23 protein-coding genes are annotated in these 22,800 nt (G+C 62.1%); 12 read left to right on the top strand and 11 right to left on the bottom strand.

The genetic code is table 11. The annotated features are described in order from the left end of the window. Positions 1–124: 124 nt before the first annotated feature. The 6 genes from B2828_RS07840 (at position 125) to rpsU (ending at position 3,894) form a co-directional block, all read left to right on the top strand. Positions 125–997 carry a YicC/YloC family endoribonuclease gene (locus tag B2828_RS07840; RefSeq protein WP_479633158.1) on the top strand — a complete coding sequence of 291 codons (873 nt, stop codon included), beginning with the start codon at positions 125–127 and terminating at the stop codon, positions 995–997. After that, positions 994–1,617, top strand: a complete 624-nt coding sequence (gmk, locus tag B2828_RS07835; protein WP_479633157.1) for a guanylate kinase — start codon at positions 994–996, stop codon at positions 1,615–1,617. Before B2828_RS07840 ends, gmk begins: the two co-directional genes overlap by 4 nt. 26 nt (positions 1,618–1,643) lie before the next feature. Next, a complete protein-coding gene (locus B2828_RS07830) occupies positions 1,644–2,177 on the top strand; it encodes a flavoprotein (protein WP_479633156.1) in 534 nt (177 codons plus the stop codon). Between the two features lie 19 nt (positions 2,178–2,196). Beyond that, positions 2,197–2,838, top strand: a complete 642-nt coding sequence (locus B2828_RS07825) for a phosphopantothenoylcysteine decarboxylase domain-containing protein (protein WP_479633155.1) — start codon at positions 2,197–2,199, stop codon at positions 2,836–2,838. 109 nt (positions 2,839–2,947) lie between these two features. Beyond that, on the top strand, positions 2,948–3,217 hold the full coding sequence (locus B2828_RS07820; protein ID WP_479633154.1) for a hypothetical protein: 270 nt from the start codon (positions 2,948–2,950) through the stop codon (positions 3,215–3,217). 479 nt (positions 3,218–3,696) lie between these two features. Next, positions 3,697–3,894, top strand: coding sequence for a 30S ribosomal protein S21 (rpsU, locus tag B2828_RS07815; protein ID WP_479633153.1), 198 nt, complete (start codon positions 3,697–3,699; stop codon positions 3,892–3,894). Between the two features lie 240 nt (positions 3,895–4,134). Here rpsU and B2828_RS07810 read toward each other — a convergent pair whose 3' ends face one another. From B2828_RS07810 to B2828_RS07775, 8 genes are all read right to left on the bottom strand, one after another. Beyond that, complete coding sequence (locus tag B2828_RS07810) at positions 4,135–5,742, bottom strand: formylglycine-generating enzyme family protein (protein ID WP_479633152.1); 1,608 nt, start codon at positions 5,740–5,742, stop codon at positions 4,135–4,137. A gap of 29 nt (positions 5,743–5,771) precedes the next feature. After that, positions 5,772–7,373, bottom strand: a complete 1,602-nt coding sequence (locus B2828_RS07805; RefSeq protein ID WP_479633151.1) for an Hsp70 family protein — start codon at positions 7,371–7,373, stop codon at positions 5,772–5,774. A gap of 15 nt (positions 7,374–7,388) precedes the next feature. After that, on the bottom strand, positions 7,389–8,912 hold the full coding sequence (cobA, locus tag B2828_RS07800) for a uroporphyrinogen-III C-methyltransferase (protein WP_479633150.1): 1,524 nt from the start codon (positions 8,910–8,912) through the stop codon (positions 7,389–7,391). 57 nt (positions 8,913–8,969) lie between these two features. After that, positions 8,970–9,683 carry a nucleotidyltransferase family protein gene (locus B2828_RS07795; RefSeq protein WP_479633149.1) on the bottom strand — a complete coding sequence of 238 codons (714 nt, stop codon included), beginning with the start codon at positions 9,681–9,683 and terminating at the stop codon, positions 8,970–8,972. Positions 9,684–9,747: 64 nt separating this feature from the next. After that, a complete protein-coding gene (locus tag B2828_RS07790; RefSeq protein ID WP_479633148.1) occupies positions 9,748–10,923 on the bottom strand; it encodes a pyridoxal phosphate-dependent aminotransferase in 1,176 nt (391 codons plus the stop codon). Positions 10,924–11,022: 99 nt separating this feature from the next. Beyond that, positions 11,023–11,334 carry a YbaB/EbfC family nucleoid-associated protein gene (locus tag B2828_RS07785; RefSeq protein ID WP_479633147.1) on the bottom strand — a complete coding sequence of 104 codons (312 nt, stop codon included), beginning with the start codon at positions 11,332–11,334 and terminating at the stop codon, positions 11,023–11,025. 90 nt (positions 11,335–11,424) lie between these two features. Then, on the bottom strand, positions 11,425–13,815 hold the full coding sequence (gene dnaX, locus B2828_RS07780; protein WP_479633146.1) for a DNA polymerase III subunit gamma/tau: 2,391 nt from the start codon (positions 13,813–13,815) through the stop codon (positions 11,425–11,427). 182 nt (positions 13,816–13,997) lie between these two features. Next, the gene (locus B2828_RS07775; RefSeq protein ID WP_479633145.1) at positions 13,998–14,402 is read right to left on the bottom strand and encodes a ribosomal maturation YjgA family protein; all 405 of its coding nucleotides are present in this window, start codon (positions 14,400–14,402) and stop codon (positions 13,998–14,000) included. A gap of 321 nt (positions 14,403–14,723) precedes the next feature. Between B2828_RS07775 and B2828_RS07770 the strand changes: the two genes are divergently transcribed. Then, positions 14,724–15,158 (top strand): DUF1294 domain-containing protein, encoded by a 435-nt coding sequence (locus B2828_RS07770; RefSeq protein ID WP_479633144.1) that lies wholly within the window; start codon positions 14,724–14,726, stop codon positions 15,156–15,158. Positions 15,159–15,196: 38 nt separating this feature from the next. Here the strand turns inward: B2828_RS07770 and B2828_RS07765 are convergent, their stop codons facing one another. The 3 genes from B2828_RS07765 to B2828_RS07755 form a co-directional block, all read right to left on the bottom strand. Next, on the bottom strand, positions 15,197–16,414 hold the full coding sequence (locus B2828_RS07765; RefSeq protein ID WP_479633143.1) for an acyltransferase family protein: 1,218 nt from the start codon (positions 16,412–16,414) through the stop codon (positions 15,197–15,199). 33 nt (positions 16,415–16,447) lie between these two features. Beyond that, the gene (mutS, locus tag B2828_RS07760; protein WP_479633142.1) at positions 16,448–18,976 is read right to left on the bottom strand and encodes a DNA mismatch repair protein MutS; all 2,529 of its coding nucleotides are present in this window, start codon (positions 18,974–18,976) and stop codon (positions 16,448–16,450) included. Between the two features lie 71 nt (positions 18,977–19,047). Continuing rightward, a complete protein-coding gene (locus B2828_RS07755; protein ID WP_479633141.1) occupies positions 19,048–19,491 on the bottom strand; it encodes a hypothetical protein in 444 nt (147 codons plus the stop codon). Between the two features lie 220 nt (positions 19,492–19,711). Between B2828_RS07755 and B2828_RS07750 the strand changes: the two genes are divergently transcribed. The 5 genes from B2828_RS07750 (at position 19,712) to B2828_RS07730 (ending at position 22,599) form a co-directional block, all read left to right on the top strand. Beyond that, positions 19,712–19,864: a hypothetical protein gene (locus B2828_RS07750; protein ID WP_479633140.1), complete on the top strand. Its 153-nt coding sequence runs from the start codon at positions 19,712–19,714 to the stop codon at positions 19,862–19,864. Beyond that, positions 19,861–20,820, top strand: a complete 960-nt coding sequence (gene rbsK, locus B2828_RS07745) for a ribokinase (protein WP_479633139.1) — start codon at positions 19,861–19,863, stop codon at positions 20,818–20,820. The genes B2828_RS07750 and rbsK overlap by 4 nt, the downstream gene beginning before the upstream one ends. Positions 20,821–21,016: 196 nt before the next feature. Next, on the top strand, positions 21,017–21,451 hold the full coding sequence (rplM, locus tag B2828_RS07740) for a 50S ribosomal protein L13 (RefSeq protein ID WP_479633138.1): 435 nt from the start codon (positions 21,017–21,019) through the stop codon (positions 21,449–21,451). 27 nt (positions 21,452–21,478) lie between these two features. Further along, complete coding sequence (gene rpsI, locus B2828_RS07735; protein WP_479633137.1) at positions 21,479–21,874, top strand: 30S ribosomal protein S9; 396 nt, start codon at positions 21,479–21,481, stop codon at positions 21,872–21,874. Positions 21,875–21,966: 92 nt separating this feature from the next. Next, complete coding sequence (locus B2828_RS07730; RefSeq protein WP_479633136.1) at positions 21,967–22,599, top strand: hypothetical protein; 633 nt, start codon at positions 21,967–21,969, stop codon at positions 22,597–22,599. Positions 22,600–22,800: the final 201 nt, after the last annotated feature.

Raw genomic sequence — 22,800 nt, 5'->3', positions numbered from 1 at the left:
TTTTCCGTTGAGCTCATGGGTAGGTCTGACGCGCGGGAATTTAACAATCGATGGTGAGGAATAGCAACAGAGGATGTGCTATTTCTCATTGTATTTTCACCAAAGATTATCGACTCTTTTTACAATGAGAAGCATGACCGGGTATGGACGGGGCCAAAGTGGCACCAACGGAACCCAATACAGTGTAGAAGTAAACTCCGTAAACCGGAAACAGAGCGACGTCACCGTAACCCTGCCGCGAGACTTGGCAGAACTGGAACCCCGGGTGCGCGATTTGATCAACTCGGAGATCTCCCGGGGGCGGCTCAACGTGGTCGTGGCCGCGCACGCCTGCCCCACCTCCCAGAAAGTCGCCATCGATTTCGACCTTGCCCGAACGTATTTCAAAGCCATGCGCGACCTTCAGACGAGCCTCGGCGCGGCGGGCGAAGTGAATATCGAGACCGTCCTGCGCGCCCCGGGCGTGGTGCGCGTGCCGGAGGAGTCCCTCTCCACCCACGACGCCTGGCCCCACATCGAGGAGGCCCTCAAGGAAGCCCTCGTGCAGCTCGTGGCCATGCGCGAGATCGAGGGCAAGAACCTCGCCAAGGATTTGATCCGCCGCCTCAAGACCGTGCGCGAGGCGCTCCGCAAAATCCACATCCTCCACCCCGGAGTGTTGAAAAAATTCCGCCAGAACCTCAAGGAACGCATCGAGAAGGTCGGCCTGGAGCTCCCCATCGACGACGAACGGATCACCAAAGAAGTCATCTTCTTTGCCGATAAATCGGACATCACCGAAGAGCTCACTCGCCTGGACAGCCACTTCACCCAGTTCGCCCATCACCTCCGCCGCAACGAACCGGTCGGCCGCACGCTGGAGTTCATGACGCAGGAAATCGTGCGCGAACTCAACACGCTCGGCTCAAAGGCCAACGACGTGGAAATTTCCCAATGCGTGGTGATGTGCAAAGCTGAGATGGAAAAAATTCGCGAACAAATCCAGAACATTGAATGAACCTTAAAAAACTCCCCCGGCACGGCATTCTCTTCATCCTCTCCGCACCCTCCGGCGCGGGAAAATCAACCCTTCGCGCGGGCCTCCAGTGCGATCAGGATTTCGCCTACTCGGTCTCCTGCACGACGCGCGCGCCGCGTCCCGGCGAAGCCGACGGCGTGGATTATCACTTCATCTCGCGCGAGGAATTTGAACGGCGCATCGCCGCGGGCGAATTCCTCGAATACGCGCAAGTGCACAACAACTACTACGGCACGCTGAAAAGCGAAGTGCTCGACGTCGTGCGCAGCGGCGGCGATGTGCTCGTCGACATCGACACGCAGGGTGCGGCGAAAATCCGCGCCAGCAGCGACGCGGAAATTCGCGCCGCCCTCGTAGACGTTTTCCTGATGCCCGAGCACATGGACGTCCTGCGCGCGCGCCTCGCCAAACGCGGCACCGAGACGCCCGAGCAAATCGCGCTGCGCCTCCACAACGCAGAAATCGAAATGCGCGACTGGCGGCTCTACCAATACGCACTCGTCACCACGACACCCGAGGAAGACCTCGCCGGATTCCGTGCCATCATGCGTTCCGAGCGCAGCCGTAGTTCGCGCCTGCTCTTCAATCCGATCGCATAAAACGCATCTGATATAAACATTCCCGCATGAAAACCATCGTCATCGGCGTGACCGGTTCCATCGCCGCCTACAAAGCAGCCGACCTCACCAGCCAACTCGTCAAGCTCGGCTACGAAGTACATGTCACCATGACGCCCGCCGCGTGTCAGTTCATCACGCCGCTCACATTGCAAACGCTTTCGCGTCACAATGTCGTTACCGATCCTTTCGCCATCACCGGCGAGTGGCGTCCGGGCCATATCGCACTGGCCGACCAAGCCGATCTGCTCATCGTCGCGCCCGCCAGCGCGAACACCATCGCGGCCCTCGCCCACGGCTTCGCCAACAACTATCTCACCGAGATCGCGCTCGCCACGCGCGCGCCGATTCTCCTCGCTCCCGCCATGAACGGCAAAATGTGGGAACACCCCGCGACCAAGGAAAACACAGCCAAGCTGAGCGAACGCGGCGTCCATTTCGTCGGCCCCGCCTCGGGGTTACTCGCATGCGGATATGAGGGCGTGGGACGCATGAGCCCCGTCGAAGACATCGTAGCCCGCGCCGCTCAAATCCTTGCGTAGAGCCTAAAAGCCGAGCGCCATGAAATTCCTCATCACCGCGGGCCCCACACGCGAAGCGATCGATCCCGTGCGCTTCATCAGCAACCGCTCCTCGGGCAAAATGGGCTACGCGCTCGCACAAGCCGCGCTCGACGCGGGCCATGACGTCGTGCTCATCAGCGGCCCCGTCGCAATCACCGCACCGCGCGGCGCGCACGTCGTCAACGTGATCAGCGCCGACGACATGTACGACGCCGTCCACGCAAATCTTGCCGGGGTCGACATCGCCGTGCTCTGCGCCGCCGTCGCCGACTTCAAACCCGCGCGCTACGTGGAACGCAAAATCAAAAAGCGCGACGGAATTCCGTCCATCGAGCTCATTTCCACGCGAGACATTCTTGCCTCGCTTGGCGCGCTGAGCGAAAAAAAATTTTTACTCGCCGGATTTGCCGCGGAAACCAACGATCTGGAAAAAAACGCGCGCATCAAGCTTACGAAAAAGCAATGCGACGCCATCATTGGAAACAACGTCTCCGCGCCCGGACTAGGATTTGAAAGCGACGAGAACGAACTGACGATTTTCCTACCCGACCAAACTAGTAGGGTATTACCGCGCGCCCCCAAAGCGGAACTCGCAAAGTCCCTTGTGAAAATACTTTGCGCATTGCAACAAATAAGTTGACTTGCGGTCCTCACTTCGGCTACGGAAGGGCCAGCGAGCGATGATCTCACTCGTTTCAATCAACTTTTTTATATCCGCTGCTGCGGTTTGAAAGGGGGGAAAATCCCACATGGCAATTAAAGAAAAAAAGGCCGCTGCTAAGAAAGCTCCGGCCAAGAAAGTAGCTAAGAAAGCTCCGGCTAAGAAAGCTGTAGCCAAGAAGGCTCCGGCCAAGAAGGCTCCTGCGAAGAAGGCAGTCGCCAAGAAAGCTCCTGCTAAGAAAGCGGTCGCTGCGAAAGCTCCCGCCAAAAAGGCGGCGGCTAAGAAAGCCGCGCCCAAAGCTGCTGCTAAGAAAGCAGTAGTCAAGAAGACGGTCGCTAAGAAAGCGGCGAAGAAATAGTTCTTCGTTTATTTAGTAAAAGGGGGGAAGGATTGAATGCCTTCTCCCCTTTTGCAGTTAGCGCGTTACCTATTTAGTAATAGAGCAACCTTTGCGGAAAAAATATCCGCATACGCTCTTGGCAATTTCGCCGCCTGTAATACCGCAAATCGTTAATCGTATTTGCGCGCAATGGGGGCGGTTGTCTCGTTACTAAATTATAGAGGGTTCGCCGCGAAGAATGCGGCAAAGGCCCGGCTAAAAATTCCGGGGAGGGGTGATTTTGTCAAAAAAAAGGGGCATTGGGGAGGAAACAGGACGATTGAAAAAACCCGAAACAGCGGTTGACGAACCTGTAAACGGCCTCTAATATCCCACCCTCACGTCCTTGGGGGCCAGCTCCTCTCTTGACGCGAACCCAATTTAGACCGCCCAAACCCTTTCATTTTTACCTACCAAAAATACCGGATCCCAATACCAGATCCCATAAGGAGAACATCATGCCAGAAGTAGTCGTTCGCAAAGGAGAACCCATTGACCGCGCGCTCAAGCGCCTCAAAAACAAACTCGATTCCGAGGGAGTAATGGAGGAAGTTCGTCGGCTGCGGGCCTTTGAGACCCCGACCCAGAAGACGAAACGGAAAGCTCGCGCCAACGCCAAGCGCGCGAAGATGAAGTCTTTCCGCTTCAACAGCTAGGTCTTACCGATCTCGTTTTTTTCAAAACAGCCACCGGCCTCTACAGAGAGCGGTGGCTGTTTGTGTTTACCTGATGCCTCACCCGTGCCCCGCCAGCGTGCGGAGCTGGCCGGGATTGCCAGTTATACGGTTTACACAGACAAAAGGGCATAAAGTCTCACGCAAAAGCGCAAAGGCGCAAAGAAGAGACGCACCTGCCTTCTTTGAGCCTTTGCGCCTTCGTGTGAAAAAAAGAGCCCCCTATCGCCCGCAATCGCAGGCAATCCGGAACCCAACGTCGTTGGCTGAGTAGGCCGGGGAATTGATCCCCCGAGAGGTAGTTCGCAGGCTGGTAATGCGCGACTTCCAGCTACCGCCTCGGTAAATCTGCCGGGGGCCGCCGATGGGCCCTCGCGGGGCGCTCCGTTGCCTGCCCGGATAGGCTGAAAAACAATCTTCGCACCATTCCCAGACGTTACCGGCCATGTCCTCCAGGCCAAACGGGCTGGCTCCCAGGGGAAAGCTCCCCACGGGCGAGGCGGCGGCGAATCCGCAGTCGATGGACGGCTCGGACCACGGCAGACGCTTGTTGGCGTCGGCAAAATTGGCCCGGTCGGCCGAGTCGAGGCGATTGCCCCACGGGAATTGTCGTCCGTCGGTTCCCCTCGCCGCGTATTCCCATTCGGCCTCGGTCGGGAGCCGGTAGGGGCGGCGCTCCTTTTTGCCGAGCCATTCGCAAAAGCGCCCGGCTTCGGCGCGCGTGACGTAGACGACCGGGTGGCGGTCCCCTGCCCCGGGAGCGCGGCGGTTGCAATGGCCGGGGTCGAACGCTTCGTACTGGGCGTTGGTGACGGTCCAGCGCGAAAGGTAAAAGGCAGGAATCTGCGTGAGCGTAACAGGCTTTTCGTTGGGCGCGGCGTCGGCGTCAACGCTCCCCATTTCAAAGGCACCGGTGGTCACGAGCAGCATTTCCATGCCCAGCGAGTTGGAGAAATTCGGATGCAGGCGCTTCTCCTCCGCGCGCTGAAGCGGCGAGACCGGCGCAAAGAGATCGGGCCCCTGCGGAGCGGCGACCGCGGGGGGGGCCGCCTTGGAAATTGCCGAAGGGAACGCGGCGCGCACCGCCTGGGTCCCGGCGAGCATCCGTTCTTCGAGGTAATCGTCGATGATGTCCTCGGCATCGCCGCCGCTGAGGCCGAGGGCTTCGCCCATGTTGCAGAAGGCGTCGCGCTGGTCGTCGGTAATCTCGTCGAGTTCGGAGAGCCGCAGCATGCGCAGGAATTCCTCGCGCGGACCGGCCGTGGAAGTCGCGGCGGGTTGAACCCGGGAAGGCGCCTCGGGAGCCGGAGGAAGCGGGGCCGCCTGGGCGGGGATGCGCAGGAAGCCGCGTTTTTGCAGCTCGCAATCCACGATGGCCTTCATCTCCACGCGACCGAGGCCGAGATTGGCCTCGCACACGGTGTAGAGGTTTTCTTCCTCCTCCTCGCCGAGCGCGCCGTCGGCGAGAACGAATTCCAAAAATTTATCGAACTCCCCCAGTGCCGTCTCTTTTTCGGCGGCGAGGAGCGTTTTATCGATCTCAGCGCGGCTCTCCGGGTCGAGCAGCAGCGTGCGGGCTTCGGCCAGTTTGGCGGGGGCTTCGTCGAGCCCGGCGCGCAGGAGCTGCGAGAGCGGGTTGCTCGGCTGGTTCTTGAGCGGCAGCTTTTTTTGCCACCACATCAGCAGCTGGCGGCAGTTCGCCTCGATCTGGGCGTTGCTGGGGTTGGCGGAGAAATCCAGGCAAAGACGCTCGTAGGCATTGGCGGAGCCGTAAAGCTTCCAGCCATCCCAACGCAGCGGATTATCAGGTAACGGATCGGGCAACGCCATGAGGAAACAGGTCCCGTCCAGCCTAATGCTTATTCGACGTTGATCAACATCAGATCCGCGGTGGCTTTCTCCATTTCGGCTTCGTTGAGGCCCAGTTCGCGGGCGATTTTGACGGTGCTCTGGTTGCCGTAGGCGTCCACGTTGACCTCAAGGACCTGGTTCTCGTCGTAGCGGTAGGTGAGCTGGATGGGCGAGCCCTTGGGCAAGAACGGGGGCAGCTCGACGTTGCAGATGCCCAGCGGCGTGCACTCAGCGGGGACGGTGCTCTCCCCCTCAACGACGCGGACGATGACGTTCTTCATGTTCGCCTTGGCCGTGCCAAAGGAGTTCTGGATCTCCGCCGGGATCGGGGTCGATTTGCGGATCATCGGGAAGACGTATTCCTCCAGCGCCTCGTCATCCCAGAGGACGACGCCGAGGGTGTGGGTGGTGATGTTGGTGACTTTGACGAGCGTGCCCGCTTCGTCGGAAAGCTTGCCTCGGGTCTCCTCAGAGATGAAGCGCTGGCCGCCTTCGGTATCCTCCCGGCCCAGGAGGACCAAGGTGGCCTGCAAGGCGGCCCCCATGGCGACGGCTTCGTCCGGGCTGATGTCCTCGGAGAGCGGGCGGCCGGTCATCTGCCGGATCATCTCGCGCACGGAGGGCATGCGCGTCATGCCGCCGGTGAGGAGCACGCGGTTGATGCCGGTCCAGTCGAGCTTGGCTTCGGCCATGGCGATCTCGCAAATGGACTTGGCTTTTTCCAGCAGGTGGCGGCTGCGGTATTCGAATTCCTCGCGCGTGACTTCCAGCTTGAGGCTGTGCCCGGCGTAGCTGTGGACGATGGTGGCGCTGTTGCGGCTGGAAAGCTGGATCTTGGCGGTGAGCGCGCGGTTGTAGAGGTCCTGGTAGCTGTTGAGGTCCAGGAGCGGGTTTTCGCCGAACTGCCGGTCAAACTCTTCGCTGACCCAGTTGACGATGACGTCGTCCCAGTCCTTGCCGCCGAGGCGGTGGTCGCCGTTGCTGCCGAGCATCTGGATGTGGTGTTCGCCGATGCGCATGATGGTCACATCGAAGGTCCCCCCGCCCAGGTCAAAGACGAAGACGGTCTCGTTGCAGCTGTGCTTGTCGATGCCGTAGGCGAGCGCGGCGGCGGTCGGTTCGTTGAGGATTTGCAGGACGTCGAACCCGGCGAGTTGCCCGGCGTGCATCGTGGCGGTGCGCTCGACGTCGCTGAAGTAGGCGGGCACGGTGATGACGGCGTAGGTGATCGGCTCGCCCAGGAATTTTTCGCCGTCTTGCTTGAGCTTCCGCAAGATCAAGGCCGAAAGCTCCTCGGCGCTCCAGAGTTTGCCGCCAAATTCGCGGTTGAACTCGATCTTACTCTTGCCCATCTCGCGTTTGACGAAATCGACGATTTTTTCCGGCTCGGCCACGGCGTTCTGCTTGGCGGCAGAGCCGATGATGGCCGTGGTGCCATCAAAGAGGATGACCGACGGGGTGATCCGCTCGCTTTCGGCGTTGGGGATGATCTGAGTGCGCCCGGTCTCGTCCACATGGCACATCGCCGAAAAGGTGGTGCCGAGGTCGATGCCCACCGCTTTGCGACGGCCGTTTGCGGAGGGTTGCTGGAGGGAGAGGGGCTCGGTCATATTAGGGCTCTTTTACTACGGCTCTTTTACGGAAGTATAATACCCTGTAATCGCTTTGACCAGCCCGGGAATATCATGTTGTTTGGCCTCGATGTCGACGGGAAGACCCAGCTCGCGCATGGTGGCCGACGTCACCGGCCCTATGCTGGCAGTACGCACCCCGGCCGGAAGCGGCAGTTTCAGCGCCATGAAATTCTCCACGGCGGAGGAACTGGCGAATGTTACAAGATCCGCCCCCTCTTCCCGGAACCGGGTGCTGCCCGCAGTCTCCGCCTCCGGTACGGTCCGGTAGGCTATTGCTTCATCTACAATCGCACCCATTTTCGTTAATTCCTTGGAAAGCACGTCCCGTGCCCTCTCCGGGCGGATGATAAGGATTTTTTCGTTTTCGACGGAGTGATCCTTCCGGAACACTTTGATGATTTCCTCTGGCAGGTAGCGCTCGGGCTGGAGGTCGACGTGGAGGTGCAGTTCCTTGAGCTTGGCGGCGGTGGCGGCTCCCACGGCTGCGATACGGACACCCCCAATTTCGCGAGTGTCGTCGTAGAGTTTGAAAAAGAGGTCGAAGAAGGCGTCGACGCCGTTGGTGCTGGTGAAGATGAGCCAGTCGTAGGTATGGCTCTCCTGGACGAGTTGGCCGAACTCCAGGAGTTCCTTCGGCGGTTCGATGCGAATCAGCGGCATTTCAAAGGCGTCGGCCCCGAGGGCGCGGAGTTCGTCGGAGAGGGCGCCGGCCTGGTTGCGGGTGCGGGTGACGACGATGCGTTTGCCGAAAAGGGGCTTGGTTTCAAACCAGTTGAGCTTGTCGCGCAGGGCCACGACTTCGCCAAAAACGGCCACGGCGGGGGCGGCGAGCCCGGCGTCGGCGGCGATTTGGGCGATCTCGGAGAGGGGCCCGCGAACGGTCTGCTGGCGGCTGGTGGTGCCGCGGTGCACGAGGGCGACGGGCAGCTTGGGCGAGGCCCCGTGGCGCAGGAGCTCGGCGGCGATGGCTTCCAGGCGCTCGACGCCCATGAGCATGACTTTGACGCCCGGCTGGGTGGCCAGGGCGGCGTAGTTGAGGGACGACTCGGGCTTGGAGGGGTCCTCGTGGCCGGTGAAGAAGGTGACTTGCGCGTTGTGCTCGCGGTGGGTGATGGGGATGCCCGCGTAGGCCGGGACGGCAAGGGCGGAGGAGATGCCCGGGATGATCTCGAAGGCTTGGCCTGCGGCTGCAAGGGCTTCGGCTTCCTCGCCGCCGCGACCGAAAAGGAAGGGGTCGCCGCCCTTGAGGCGCACGACGCGTTTACCCTCTTTGGTGAGGCGCACGAGCAGCGCGTTGATCTCCTCCTGGGGCAGGGTGTGGGCTCCGGCTTTTTTCCCGGCGTAGATGATCTCGGCTCCCTTGGGCGCCCAGGCGAGCATTTCGGGGTTGCAGAGGGCGTCGTAGATGACCACGTCGGCCGCTTCAAGGACGCGGCGGGCTTTGAGTGTGACGAGTCCGAGGTCCCCCGGGCCCGCCCCGGTGAGGTAACAAATCCCTTTTTGCGTTTTGGCCATACGTTCGTGAAGTGGTTGAGAATGAAGAGGAAACCTACGCCGGAAAGCGGGCGCGCGCTATTTGGAATTCAGCTCGGCGAGGACTTCGGGGTCGCGCACGTCGGCCCAGTCGCCTATCAGTTCGTAGGCCTGCACGAGCTTGCCGCTCTGGGCGAGGTCGCGAATGGCGTCGGTGAGCTCGAACTCGCCGCGCGGGGAGCGCTGGAGCCGGGCGGTGAAGTCGAAGATGCTCGGGCGGAAGGTGTAGACTCCGGCGTTGTACCAGGGGCTGGTCGGCTCGCCCGGCTTGGGTTTTTCGCGCAGGTCGGTAAGCTCGAAGCGCTCGTTGACGAAGACCGCGCCGCCTTTGCTGACGTCTTCGTTGCGCTTGACGCTGATGACGGCTTCTTCGGCTCCCGGGTTGGCAAGGCGAAGGTAGTTGGCGGGATCGACGAGGATGTCGCCGTAGCTCAGGATGAAGGGATCGCTGCCCGCGAAGTCCTTGCCCAGCTCGACAACGCGGCCGGTGCCGTCCTGGACTTCCTGGGTGACGTAATGGACGCGAACGCCGAAGGCCGCGCCGTCCTTAAAGAAATCGGTGACGACTTCCTTGCGGTAGCCGACGACGATGAGGACGTCGGTGATGCCCGCCGCTTTGAGGCCCTCGATGATGTGCTGGAGGATCGGCTTGCCGCGCACGGCGATCATCGGTTTGGGGACGTCGTTGGTGAGTTCGCGCATCCGGGTGCCGCGCCCGGCGGCAAGGAGCATGGCTTTGGTGACAGTGGACATAAGACTGATTAGAAAAGATGGGCTTGGCGTAGGAAACGCTTCTGCTCCATGCCGCGCCGTGCGTTCATTTTGCCCCGATCTCTTTGCAGAACTCGGCGATGCGCTTCATGGCGACTTTGATCTCGCTCAGGCTGGTGGAGTAGCTGGCGCGCACAAAGCCCTCGCCGCTTTCCCCAAAGGCGCTGCCGGGGACGACGGCCACTTTTTTGCTTTTCAGCAGTTGCAGCGAGAATTCTTTGCTGGAAAGCCCCGTGCTCTTGATGCTCGGGAAGGAGTAGAAGGCGCCCAGCGGCTTCAAGCAGTCGAGGCCCATGTCGTTGAAGGCGCGCACGATGTAGTTGCGGCGCGCTTCGTATTTCCGGCGCATGCTGGCGACGGCGGGGGCCCCGTTTTCGAGGGCTTCCTGGGCGGCCTCCTGCGAGGTGGTGCTGGCGCAGAGGATGCCGTATTGATGGATCTTCATCATGGCGTCGGTGAGCGGCGCGGGGGCGCAGGCGTAGCCGATGCGGAAGCCGGTCATGGCAAAGGCCTTGGAGAAGCCGTGCAGAAAGACGGTGCGCTCGCGCATCCCGGGCATGGCGGCGATGGAGAAGTGCTCGGCTCCGTCGTAGGTCAGCTCGCTGTAGATCTCGTCGGAGAGAACGACGAGGTCGTGCCGGATGCAGAGGGCGGCGATTTTCTCCAGCTCCTCGCGGGTCTGGGTGCCGCCGGTGGGGTTGGTGGGAAAGTTGAGCATCAGCGCGCGCGAACGCGGGGTGATTTTGGCGGCGATGGCCTCGGCGGTGACGCGGAAGTTATCCTCGGCCCGGGTGGGCACCGCGACGGGGACCCCGTGGCACAAGGTGACGCTCGGGTTGTAGCTGACGTAACACGGCTCGTGGTAGAGGACTTCGTCGCCGGGGTTCAAGATGGCGCGCAGGGCGGAGTCGATGGCCTGGGAGACGCCGATGGTGACGATGATCTCGGTGTGAGGGTCGTAGCCGACGTGGAAGTGCTCTTCGACGTATTTGGCGATGGCGGCTCGCAGGGCGGGCTGGCCGAGGTTGGAGGTGTAGCCGGTGTGGCCCTTTTCCAGGGAGTAGATGGCGGCCTCGCGGATGTGCCAGGGGGTATCGAAATCGGGCTCGCCGATGCCGAGCGAGATGACGTCCGACATGGTCTGCACGACTTCAAAGAAGTCGCGAATCCCGGATTTCGGGATCGGCCGGACGTGGTGAGCTATATGACGAATGGAATCCATTTTAGGGGAAAATAGCGCGCCTTCCCGTCCCAATCCGGTCAATCCGGTGACTGGAACGAGCACTAACGTGCTTTTGGCGCCTTTTTTGCGGTTAAAACTCTACAGCAGCCCGGGCGGCAGACCCATTCCGCCGGTCAGCTTGCCCATTTCCTGCTGGGACTCTTCGCGGCCCTTGGCGATGGCGGCCTTGACTCCGGTGAGGACCATTTCCTCGAGAAATTCGACGTCCTCGGGATCGACGACTTCCTTGGCGATCTTGATGGATACGATGTCGCCCGCGCACGTTGCGACAACGGTGACCTTCCCCCCTGCTGCGCTAGCTTCGACCGTTTTGGCTGCGAGGTCTTCCTGGGCGCGAGCGAGCTGCTCTTGCATCTTCTGCGCCTGCTTCATCATTTTCTGGATGTTCATAGGGTCAGGTTGGGTCGTGTGGGTTGAAAAAAAGTTAGTTTATCAGGAACTGTGGGGACTTGCGGAAATAGTTATGCAGAAATCCGCAGATTATCCCAATTGGATTTCGGCCTGGAAGACTTCCAGGGCGTGTTTGATCAGCGGGTCGTTCTGGAATTCCGCCATGGGATCGACGACCGGGGCCGGGGCGGCCTCGGCAATGACGACGGGCGGGACGATCTCCCCGGCGGGGAGGACCTCGAAGGCGATTGAGACGGTCTGGCCCACGGCTTCGGCGAAGGCTTCTTTGAGGAAGCGGATCTGGTCGGGCTTCTCCAGGGAGGAGCGGGCAAACCCGGCGTCTTGAGGGAAGGCCAGGGTGGCCACGCCGTCGCGGATGCCCCGGAAGGCGCTCATCTCCATCCAGCTGCTGATGAGCCGACGCCGTTCGCGGGCGTACCGGATGACTTTCGGCCAAAGAATGGCGTCGGTCTCTGAGGCCGCGGGTTGCTGCGGTTCGGGCTCCGGCTCTGGTTCTGGCGCGGGTTCGGGTTCGGGTTCGGACTCCGGTTCCTCGACGGGTTCCTCGGCGAGAACGGGCTCTTCGGGCTCGATGTCGGCTTCGGGCTCGGGTTCGAGAACAACGGGTTCCGGTTCGGACGCCTCGGGCTCCGGTTCGGGCTCGGGCTCCATTGGCTCGCGGTCGGGCTCGGCCTCGGCGACCTGCGCCTCCGGCTCTTCAAGCAGGGCGGTTTCGTCGGCCTCGGGCTCCGGCTCGATAACGGGCGTTACCGTGGGGGCTTCGGGGGTGGAAAATAGGGAGTCGTCTCCGAAGAGCGACATCGTGCGGGGGATGTGCTCCGGCTCGGGGGCCTGGGACGCGGGCGCTTCGGGTACGGGTTCCGGGGCCGGGAGGATTTTCGCCTCGGGCTCGGGAAGTGGTTTCACGGCGGGTTCCGGCTCGGTTTTGGACGCAGGCTCGGGGGCTTCCTCCCACGGGGCGCGGTCGGACGGGTCGGGCTCGGGCGCGACCGGTACGGGCTGGGTCGGCTCGGGTTCCGGCTGGGGCACCTCTGGCTCAGGCTGGATCGCCTCCGGAGCAACCGGGGTCGCCTCTGGCTCGGGCACGACCGGCGCGGGCGCGGCCACGGGTACCGCCGCCACGGGCGCGGGTTCCGGCGTGGGCTCGGCGGGCTTGGGGGCGACTTTCAGCGGCTCCAGGTTTTTCTTGAATGCGGCGACGAGCGACCGCCGGGGGGCGGCAGCTTCAGGCGCGGGCTCGGGTACGGTTTTGAGCGCCGGGCGCGGCGTGGCGGGAGCTGCTGCGCGCGGGGCGATGCGACCCGAGGCCGGGATTTCGCCGCCGGTCTTGAGCGCGGTGAGCGTGTCGAGCACTTCGGTAAGGGAGGCTTGCCCGAGGGTCTGGATCGCTTTGATGACGGCGATTTCGAAATGCAGCTTTTTGTTGGGCACCCACTTCATGCGCCCCTCGGCCGCCGCGAATTGCTCGATTAAATCCAGCAGGCGGTCCATGGGGAGGCGGTCGGCCTGGCTTTCGAGAGCGGCGAGCGCCTCGGGGCCGAATTCAGCGGCTAGGCCCTCGGGGTTGGCCTTGGCGACCAGCAGGTTGCGCACGTGGCCGATCAGGTCGGACATGAGGCGGCTCAGGTCGCGCCCGGCCTGGGCCTGGGCCTGAACGATGCCGAGCGCCGAGGGGGCGTCGCCATCCAGGAGGTGGTCGCAAAGCTGGGAAACGGTCTGGGTGGCCGTGAAGCCAAAGACGGAGAGGACGTCGGCCTCGGCGATGGTCTCGCCGCAAAAGGCAACGAGCTGGTCGAGCATCGACTCGGCGTCGCGCAAGCCCCCCTCGGCCCCCTTGGCAATGGCGTGGGCGGCCTCGGCTTCGAGGGTGATGTGCTCATGCCCGGCGATGAATTGCAGGTGCTCGGAGATGAGCTTGGCCGGGATGCGCCGCAGGTCGAAGCGCTGACAGCGCGAGAGGATCGTCGGGAGGACCTTCTGGACGTCGGTGGTGGCAAAGACGAATTTGACGTGTTCCGGCGGCTCCTCCAGGGTCTTCAAGAGGGCGTTGAAGGCCGCCGTGGTGAGCATGTGGACTTCGTCGATGATGTAGATCTTGTACTTCCCGTGGGTGGGGGCGAAGCGGACGTTGTCGCGCAGTTCGCGGACCTGCTCGACGCCGTTATTGGACGCGCCGTCGATCTCCATGACGTCGAGCGAATTGCCCGCGGCGATTTCGCGGCAGGCGTCGCACTCGCCGCACGGGGTGACGGTGGGGCCGTGCGCGCAGTTGAGGGCCTTGGCCAGGATGCGGGCCGTGGAGGTCTTGCCGGTGCCGCGCGGACCCACGAAAAGATAGGCGTGGGCGAGGCGGCCCGCGGTGATGGCGTTTTTCAGCGTCTGGGTAATATGCTCCTGCCCCACTACCTCATCGAAGGTCTGTGGACGGTATTTACGGGCAAAAACTTGGTAGCTGCTCACGGTCTCGGGCAAAAAAGGTTTGGGTTGGAAGGGAAAAATCTATTCCGGCCACGGGCGAAAGCCAGCTTGTTTTTTGGCGAAGGAACTCACCACGGAGAACACAGAGGGCACAGAGGCGGGAAGGAGGAATTTTTGCGGCAAGCGGCGCTATCCCTGGCCTGGCAAGGTGCCCTGCCCTATGTTTAGCGCAGCCCCAACCGGGCCACTCCGGCGGCGAGGGCTTCCAGGAGGATCCCGATCGCGACTCCGGCGGCGTAGGCGATGAAGTTCTGCCACGTGAAGGTGTGGCCAAAGACCAGGTGCCCCAGGGTGCTATGGCGGAGGGCCACGAGCCACGGAGCCTGGCAAAGCTTGAGCAATTCGATGATGCAACAGGTGATGTAGGCGAAGGCGGCGATGCCCAGGGTGGTCTTTTTCGGCAGCACCACGGCCCAGGCGAAAAAGACCATCAGCGCCCAGAAGGCATCGCCGGGGTATTTGCCAAGCGCGACGGGTAGGAGGCCGGGAAACCAGCGGGAAAGCAGGCCACCCCCGATGGAGATGAGGACGGCGGCGCTGTACCAGGAGCGATTGCGTTGGGCTGACATAAGTTCCGCAGGTTTTACCATCCCGGTTTGCGAATCTCCAGCGAGGGAATGCAAATGTTGTGGTGCGTTCTGTCGCCTTTCAAGACCAGCCAGAGGTCAATTTTCTCTTGTGACACCCTCATTGCGAGCCAGAACCAAGACTTTAACTATTGTCAAAGTGCCACATTGTAGAGTTTTCGTATAAATCTATCCCGCCTTGGAAAGCCCGTCGCCAAAACGCGTCAAAACGGCGGCGGTGCTGGTTTACAATGCCGCCGCCGAATTTCTTGGGTCACGAGGCGAACCCATGATAAGAATTCACGAGAGCCGCCCTCTTCATTTGTGACAATCAACAACGGATATCCCAAAAGACAATTCCGCGGCGGCGTTTCGCCTCTCCATATTGCCGTCCTATTCGCTCTGCTCTTGTTGCCACTGATGAGTGTTTTGCGTTTGGCAGGGATGATCCCCTATCCTAGTTGGCTGTTTGGTTATGTGGCGGCCATCTCTGCGGCAACCTACTTTTTCTACCGGCATGACAAGAAGAGAGCACAGGCCGGCGAATGGAGAATCCCGGAATCGACGCTGCATTTTCTAGAGTTCATTGGAGGCTGGCCCGGGGCCTTCCTTGCCCAGCGCACTTTTCGCCATAAAACATCCAAAACAAGTTTTCAAATCCAGTATTGGGCGATTGTCGCCCTGCATGAATACGCCTCGGTCGATTTTCTCCATGGCTGGGCCTATTCCATCAAGGTGATCCAGTTGCTCTTTCAATAGGCACTTCAATCATTCCCTGCGGAGCAAGAGGGAAAAAATTACGCCGAGGGCGGAAGAACGTTGACCTCGCTTTTCTCGGCGGCGGCGGAAGATGCCTTGGACCGAGCCAACCGGGCGCAGATACGCCGCCCGAGTTCGGAGCTCGGGGCCTCCACCCAGCGGTAGAATAGCTCCGAACCCAGGATCAGCAGCGCGCCGCCGCCGATCAGCACGACCCCAAACCGGAGTGTCGGCGAAAAGTGGAGCGGGGCCCCGGCGGTTTCGAGCACGGAACCGAGGGCACCCAGGAGCGGCTGGTTAAAGAGGTAGAGGCTGTAGCTGACCACGCCCACGCGAGTCAGAAAACGCCCCCAGAGGTTCCCGGCGGCGGGGGCCGTGGGGCGCGAGAGTTCATAGGAAATCCACTTCGTGGCCGCCAGCGCCCCGAAGACAAAGGTGAGGGTCGAGGCGGGCCGGAAGAGGTTGGAGCCGACCACGGCGGCGGGCCAGACCCAGAGCGGGCAGCGGGCCAGGAAGAGCGGGCGGCCTTTCAGGTAATCGTCAGCCAGCCGCGCGCCGACCGACCAGCTAAACCAATAATAGAAGGGGGAGCCGAGGACCCAATCGGGCAAACAGTGGACGCTCTGGACGAGCCGCAACCCGATTTCCAAAAGGCCACACCCCCAGAGAGCGCTTCGCCAGCCGAAACGCCCCACAAACCAAAGCAACAGCGGATAGAGCACGTAGAGCTGCACCTCCACGACGACGCTCCAGAAGGAGGGGTTGATCCCATAAAAGAGCTCCGAGGTGCCGTTATTGACCAGCAGCAGATGGCTCCAGAACTGCCGGAAGCTGGCGATGCAGTCGGCGCGCATCGTCACCAAGGGAAACAGGAGGGCGAAAAAGCAAAGGGCGGCGAAATACGGCGGGTAAATCCGGAAGAACCGGCGCAGGAAGAAGTTCCGGAACCCGGGGGTGCGGGCTTTCTGGTGGCTTAAGTGAATGCAAAAGCCGCTGACGGCGAAAAACACGGCGACGCCGAGCCAGCCGAAGGTCACGGGCGTGAAAAAAACGAAACCCTGGGGAGCGTCCACAAAATCCCGCAGAAACCGCCTCCAGTGAAGCTGATCCAAGCCATACCCGGCGCCCAGCGCGTGATAGGCGACGACCAGCAGGATGGCAACGCCCCGGACGCGGTCGAGAAAACCGATGCGCCCGCCCGGGCTCGGAGGCGGGGAGAGCGAAGGCAATCCCTGGGAGCCGAATGGTTTTGGCATGAAAGTAGCCACGGCGCTGTTTTTTTCCTAAAGCTAAAGCCCGAGCGTCATTTGCGGCCGGTCCCGTTCGGGCGGCGGGGCTTTCTTTTTAACGCGCGGAAGGGCGCTGGGGGTGGCGGCGATTTTTGGTTTTCCGTCGGCGTTGAGCTCGGCCTGCTCCAGGTTGGTTAAGATTTCCTTGGCCCGCTCCAGCACGGCCCCGGGGAGGCCCGCGAGGCGCGCGACCTGGATGCCGTAGCTCTTGTCCGCACCGCCTTTGACGATCTTGCGAAGGAAGATGATCTGGTCGTTCCACTCGCGCACGGCGACGTTGTAGTTTTTGACGCCCGGGCGGGTCATTTCCAGGTCGGTCAGCTCGTGGTAGTGGGTGGCGAAGAGGGTGCGCGCGCCGACGGCGTCATGCAGGTATTCGGCGACGCTCCAGGCGATGGAAAGGCCGTCGAAGGTGGAGGTGCCGCGCCCGATTTCATCCAGGATGACGAGGCTGCGCTCGGTGGCGTTGTTCAAGATGTTGGCCGTCTCGTTCATTTCGACCATGAAGGTCGATTGGCCGCGCGAGAGGTCGTCGCTGGCCCCGACGCGGGTGAAGATCCGGTCCACCAAGCCGATCTCCGCGCTGCGAGCCGGGAGGTAGCCGCCCATTTGCGCCATGAGGACCAGGAGCGCGACCTGCCGGATGTAGGTCGATTTACCGGCCATGTTGGGCCCGGTGATCAAGTGGAGGCGGTTCTCGTCGCCGTCGAGCTCCACATCGTTGGGGACGAATTTCTCATCGCCCAGGCTCTGATCGAGCACGGGGTGGCGACCGTCGGCGATGGCAATGCGCAGGCCCTCTGAGAGCACGGGGCGGCAGTAGCCAAAGAGCCGGGCGGTCTCGGCTAGGGAGGCCAGGGCATCGAGGGCGGCCAGGGAGGCGGCGGTTTTCTGGAGCGGCACGAGGTCGTCGAGCACCCGCCCGCGCAGGGCGACGAAAAGCTCGTATTCGACGCTCTTGGAACGCTCGTCGGCTCCGAGGATTTTCCCCTCCATTTCCTTCAGCTCCGGGGTGATGAAACGCTCGCCGTTGACGGTCGTCTGCTTGCGATGGTAACGCTCGGGGACGCTGCCGAGGTTGGCCTTGGTGATTTCGATGAAGTAGCCGAAGACGGAGGTGTAGCGGACTTTGAGCGACTTGATGCCGGTGGCTTCGATTTCCTTCTGCTGGAGGGCGGCGATCCAGTCCTTGCCCTCGCGGCAGGCGGCGCGCAGTTCATCGAGCTCCTCGCTGTAGCCGTCGCGGAAAATGCCCCCCTCTTTGATAGCGATGGGCGGTTCGTCCACGAGCGCACAGGCGAGCTCGCGGGCCAGGACGGGGAATTCGGCGATGCCCTCGTAGATGGCCTGGACGAGCGAGGGGCTCTCCGGGGCACCGAACTGGCTCGCCTCCAGGAGGGCGCAAAGGTGGGCGCGCAGTTCGGGGAGCTGGTCGAGGGAGGTCTTGAGGGCCTGTAAGTCGCGGGCATTGCCGCCGGAGGCGCTCAGGCGGCCGATGGTCCGCTCGATATCCCGGATGCCGCGCAGGGCCTCGCGCAGTTTGCTTAATAGAAAGGCGTCGCGAAGAAGATCGGCGATGGTCTGCTGACGGGCCACGAGCGGGCCCAAGTCGCGCAACGGATGGAGCACCCAATGGCGCAGGAGGCGCGCGCCCATGGGGGTCATGGTCCGGTCGAGCGCGGAGAGGAGGCTCATGTTGCGGCTCCCCCGGGAGGCGACCAGTTCCAGGTTGGCCTGGGTGGCGGCGTCCAGCATCAGAAAGGCGCTGTTGCGGTAGACGGAGAGGCCGGTCAGGTTCTCCGCGCGGCGGCGCATCTGGTGTTTTAGATAATGGAGCAGCGCCCCGGCGGCCCCGGTCGCGGCGGTCAGCCCCGCGCAGCCAAAGCCGTCGAGCGACTGGACTTTGAAGTGCTCTTTCAGCGTGAACCCGGCGTGATCGGGCAGGAAAATGTAGCCGTCGCAAACGACCGCGTGAGGGATAGCCGGGAGGGTCGCCTGCTGGTCGTCGGCGATCAAGACTTCCGCCGGGGTGATCCGGAGCAGCTCGTCCTCAAGGGCCGCGGCGTCGGGAACCTCGGTCAGGCGGAATTCCCCCGTACTGGTGTCGGCAAAGGCGAGGCCAAAAGCGGTGCCCTTCTGGAAGACGGCGGCCAGGTAGTTGTTTGTCTTCGAGTCGAGGAGATTGAGGTCGGCGATGGTGCCGGGGCTGATCATTTGCGTGATCTCCCGCTGGACGATCTTCCCCGGCTGCGGGTCGCCGATCTGGTCGCAGAGGGCCACGCGCTTACCGGCGGCGACGAGCTTGGCAATGTAGCCGTCAGCCGCCTGAGCCGGGACGCCGCACATGGGGGTCGTCTGGCCGCGCTTGGTCAGCGCCAGGTTAAGCAGCGCGGAAGCCTCCTTGGCGTCCTCGAAGAACATTTCGAAAAAGTCCCCCAGCCGGTACATCAGGATTGTGTCGGCAGGCAGGCTCCGCCGGATGCTCTGATACTGCTGCATCATCGGCGTGAGGGTTTCGGAGGAAGACATAGAGCCCTTACTTTGCACAACGGGGAGGAAATTGCCAATGGCGGAAAAGGGGCTCCGTCAATTTGCCTTTCCTACCGAGGCACGTTCTTTTCGTGCCACTCGCGCATCGTTTGGTTGTAGGCCTGCACCTCCGCGCAAAACGGCTCGGAGACGATACAGCCCGCGACGGGCTGGATGCGATAGCCCGTGGCCGCATCCAAGCGCGGTTGGGTAGTGGGCGCTGGCTGTTTCCCATAGGAAAGAATGCGGAAAACTCCCGCCTCAATGTCCCTGGCCGCGCTCGCCGCACCGCGTTTTTTTGCGGCTTCAACAGCCTTCGGGCTGGTTTCCGTGGAAAAAGGGCTGGCAACGATTGGCGAGGCTTCGCTCGCCGATGACGCCGAAGCAGGAGCGGCCAGACCCTCACCCCGCGAGACCAGCGGCACCGCCAGACTGGCCAATAGAAGAGCACAAGCCACGTATTTCATGCGGCGGGGCGTTTCGATGGGGAGTCGTCGGGCAAGGGGGACATCCATGGTCTGGATTTTAGGGGGGGCGCCCGCCCCAACAACCTAAAAATGGCAAACCCGGTCCACTTTTTATGGTGGAAGCTGTGCTTTACTGGATTATCCAGGGCGATTCAAAAATCGCTCAACCGGGTGGTCGAGTCGTCAATGACACGGACGCAACTTTCGCCGTCATGGGTCGCAGGGATACTGATTGCAATGCCGCAACGGATGGGCCATCTGAGGCGCGATGCACGGAGCCATCCGGCTTCCCAAAAAATGGGTTGCACCGCTGCACGACACCCTTTATTCCCTGATCCTGGATTACCATCCGCTGGCCATCGGCGAATGCGCCCGGCGCAGCACGCGGATTGCCCTCAAAATCATTCCCTCCCTCATATGACTTCCCCTAAAATCGTCGTCATCGGCAGTTCCAACACCGACATGGTCGTCAAGCTCGACCGCCTTCCCAAGCCAGGCGAAACGCTCCTCGGCGGCGAATTCACCAGTTACGGCGGCGGCAAGGGAGCCAACCAGGCCGTGGCCGCGGTCCGCGCGGGCGGCGACGTGACGTTCGTGGCCCGGCTCGGCTGCGACGCCCTGGGCGACCAGGCGCTGGCCTTCTATATTAAAGAAGGGATCGACACCCGGTTCATTTTCCGCGACCCATCGGCGGCCTCCGGAGTGGCTCTCATCTTCGTCGGCGGCCATGGGGAGAACAGCATCGCCGTGGCCCCGGGAGCCAACGCACAGCTCTCCCCTGCCGATCTGGAGGCGGCGCGCCCCGTCATCACCGGCGCGGATGCCGTTCTCCTACAACTGGAGATCCCGCTGGAAACCGTCCGCTCCGCTGTCGCCATGGCCCACGAGGCAGGCGTCCCCGTGATCCTCAACCCCGCCCCCGCGCAGCCGCTTCCCGACGACCTGCGGGAGCAAATCGACCTCCTGACCCCCAACGAAAGCGAAGCCGGAGCCCTCTCCGGCCTCGGGTACCAGTTCGTCGAAGGGAAAAGAAAGGCCAGCAAAGCCGCCGAAGTGCTCCATCGGCTGGGCTCGAAGGCCGTCATCGTCACCATGGGCGAAAACGGGGCTCTTATTTCCGAGCCGGAGCGCAGCCAGATCATTAAGAGCTTCAAAGTGGAAGCCGTGGACACCACCGCCGCCGGGGATACCTTCAACGGCGCCCTGGCCGTAGCCCTCGCCGAGAAGCAGCCGCTCCCCGAAGCCGTCCGGTTCGCCCAAGCCGCCGCCGCCCTCTCCGTCACCCGCTCCGGAGCCCAGGAATCCACCCCGCGCCGGGAGGAAATCGAGCGCTTCCTCCGGGAACACTGCGACAAAGGCGGCCCCGGGGAAGCGTAAAATTGCGCGTTTTCCCACTTGCCCCAGAGGCACTCCTCTGATTTACTGGATTTTCCAGGGCGATTCAAAAATCGCTCAACCGGGTGGTTGAGTCGTCAATGACACGAACGCGAGTTCGCCGATTTGCCTGAAACAATTGCCAGAGAAGCGGGCCAAAACCGCCTCTCTGCTCGCCCTCTTGAATACAACCGTAAATATGAGCAAAACTATCTCAGCGAAAGCCAACGAGGTGAAGCGCAACTGGTGGATCATCGACGCCAAGGACCAGGTCCTGGGCCGCGTCGCCGTGAAAGCCGCCAATCTGATGCGCGGCAAGGAGAAGGCAATCTTCACGACGCACGTCGACACCGGCGATTTCGTCATCATCATCAATGCGGAGAAAATCCGCCTCACCGGCAAGAAAGAAGAAGCCAAGAGCTACATGAGCTTCTCCGGCTACGTCGGTGGCCATCACCATGAGACCGTCAAGGCCCGCCGCGCCCGCCGCCCCGAAGCTTTGATCGAGCACGCCGTCAAAGGCATGCTCCCGCACAACCGCCTCGGCCGCTCGGTCTTCACCAAGCTGAAAGTCTATGCCGGCACTGAGCATCCTCATGCCGCCCAGGCCCCCACTCCGGTCACCGCACTCTAGCACTAGAATTTTCATCCAATTTTCCTTATGGCAAACATTCCTGCTAACTCGGCCACCGGACGCCGCAAAACCGCGGTCGCTCGCGTTCGTCTCATTGCCGGCACTGGCAAAATCGAAGTGAACGGACGGCCTTTCGAAGAATATTTCCCCACCGTTGGCCTGCAGAACACGGTTCTCGCCCCGCTGACCTTGACGAACCTCGTCAACGCCTATGACGTGGCAGTCAACACCAACGGCGGCGGCGTCAACGGCCAAGCCGGAGCGGTTCGCCTCGGCATCGCCCGCGCGCTCCTGCAAGTGGACGCCAACCTCCGCCCCGCTCTGAAGGCGGAAGGCTACCTGACCCGCGATCCTCGTATGAAGGAACGTAAGAAGTCCGGTCAGCCCGGCGCCCGCAAGCGCTTCCAGTTCTCCAAGCGTTAATCCAACGCTGGCAGTTTTCAGAAAAGGCGATGCTCATCCTGGGCATCGCCTTTTTTGTTTGAAAAATGGGCCCCCTGGAAAACAATAGCTTTATGCGCTGGCAACTGTTCAAAAACGGGCGGGCTTTAGCCGCCGGATTGCTATTCCTGCTGCTGGCCGCGAGCCCGGCCTGGGCGGGAGAGCTCTCCCCAAAGGCCGCGCAGCTCCAGACCTTTCTCACCAGCCTCCATGTCGATAGCAGCTGGCTGGCGTACAGACACGTCGACTGGTACACCGGCGTCCCCACCAAGGAAAAAATCTACCGGCACAGCACCCATTGCAGCGCCTTTGTCGCCTCGGTTTGTTGCCGTTCGGGGATCGACCTCCCCCGCCCGCCCGAGTACTCCGTCATCCTGCTGGCCAATGCACAATCCGACTGGCTAAGCCGCAAGGGCCTTCAGCACGGCTGGAGCCACTTGAGCAACAGCGGCGAAGCCCAGAGCGCCGCCAACCGGGGCGAACTGACCCTAGCCGTCTACCGCAACTCCGACAGCCACAAACCGGGCCACATCGCCATCGTCCTGCCCGGGGAAAAGACCCCGCAGCAGCTCGCGGCAGAAGGCCCCAACGTCATGCAAGCCGGAGCGGAGAACTACCTCTCCACCCCCCTCGTCACCGGCTTCCGGCACCACCCCGACCCGCTCACCAACGTGGCCTACTATTCCCACGCCTGGAACGGCAACTAGAACCCGCCCCAAAGCCGGGGCAGCGGAGGGGAAAACCACCGCGCATAAAGAGAAAATCCCGGCCTCGCGGGGCGGGGGTCGTAGGGGGATATTGACCCCCATTTCAAAGCCCTTCCCTTGCCCTTCTGTTGCCCTTTTCTTAACAAATCTACGCACATCCTTGCATTCGCCGAGCCCGGCCGATAAAAAATCTGCGTTGCC

This window comes from Spartobacteria bacterium UBA695 (assembly GCA_002298145.1).
Lineage (GTDB): Bacteria > Verrucomicrobiota > Verrucomicrobiia > Chthoniobacterales > Chthoniobacteraceae > UBA695.
The sequence above is the reverse complement of the archived record's forward strand: the minus strand, read 5'-3'. Positions and strand labels throughout refer to the sequence as shown.

Coding starts and splice junctions, on each gene's coding strand:
- B2828_RS07820 (WP_479633154.1), top strand. CDS start 2,948: ATGGCAATTAAAGAAAAAAAGGCCGCTGCTAAGAAAGCTCCGGCCAAG.
- B2828_RS07840 (WP_479633158.1), top strand. CDS start 125: ATGAGAAGCATGACCGGGTATGGACGGGGCCAAAGTGGCACCAACGGA.
- B2828_RS07830 (WP_479633156.1), top strand. CDS start 1,644: ATGAAAACCATCGTCATCGGCGTGACCGGTTCCATCGCCGCCTACAAA.
- mutS (WP_479633142.1), bottom strand. CDS start 18,976: ATGTCTTCCTCCGAAACCCTCACGCCGATGATGCAGCAGTATCAGAGC.
- B2828_RS07765 (WP_479633143.1), bottom strand. CDS start 16,414: ATGCCAAAACCATTCGGCTCCCAGGGATTGCCTTCGCTCTCCCCGCCT.
- B2828_RS07750 (WP_479633140.1), top strand. CDS start 19,712: ATGCACGGAGCCATCCGGCTTCCCAAAAAATGGGTTGCACCGCTGCAC.
- rbsK (WP_479633139.1), top strand. CDS start 19,861: ATGACTTCCCCTAAAATCGTCGTCATCGGCAGTTCCAACACCGACATG.
- B2828_RS07755 (WP_479633141.1), bottom strand. CDS start 19,491: ATGGATGTCCCCCTTGCCCGACGACTCCCCATCGAAACGCCCCGCCGC.
- B2828_RS07790 (WP_479633148.1), bottom strand. CDS start 10,923: ATGGATTCCATTCGTCATATAGCTCACCACGTCCGGCCGATCCCGAAA.
- rplM (WP_479633138.1), top strand. CDS start 21,017: ATGAGCAAAACTATCTCAGCGAAAGCCAACGAGGTGAAGCGCAACTGG.
- B2828_RS07775 (WP_479633145.1), bottom strand. CDS start 14,402: ATGTCAGCCCAACGCAATCGCTCCTGGTACAGCGCCGCCGTCCTCATC.
- rpsI (WP_479633137.1), top strand. CDS start 21,479: ATGGCAAACATTCCTGCTAACTCGGCCACCGGACGCCGCAAAACCGCG.
- B2828_RS07785 (WP_479633147.1), bottom strand. CDS start 11,334: ATGAACATCCAGAAAATGATGAAGCAGGCGCAGAAGATGCAAGAGCAG.
- cobA (WP_479633150.1), bottom strand. CDS start 8,912: ATGGCCAAAACGCAAAAAGGGATTTGTTACCTCACCGGGGCGGGCCCG.
- rpsU (WP_479633153.1), top strand. CDS start 3,697: ATGCCAGAAGTAGTCGTTCGCAAAGGAGAACCCATTGACCGCGCGCTC.
- B2828_RS07730 (WP_479633136.1), top strand. CDS start 21,967: ATGCGCTGGCAACTGTTCAAAAACGGGCGGGCTTTAGCCGCCGGATTG.
- gmk (WP_479633157.1), top strand. CDS start 994: ATGAACCTTAAAAAACTCCCCCGGCACGGCATTCTCTTCATCCTCTCC.
- B2828_RS07810 (WP_479633152.1), bottom strand. CDS start 5,742: ATGGCGTTGCCCGATCCGTTACCTGATAATCCGCTGCGTTGGGATGGC.
- B2828_RS07795 (WP_479633149.1), bottom strand. CDS start 9,683: ATGTCCACTGTCACCAAAGCCATGCTCCTTGCCGCCGGGCGCGGCACC.
- B2828_RS07805 (WP_479633151.1), bottom strand. CDS start 7,373: ATGACCGAGCCCCTCTCCCTCCAGCAACCCTCCGCAAACGGCCGTCGC.
- B2828_RS07825 (WP_479633155.1), top strand. CDS start 2,197: ATGAAATTCCTCATCACCGCGGGCCCCACACGCGAAGCGATCGATCCC.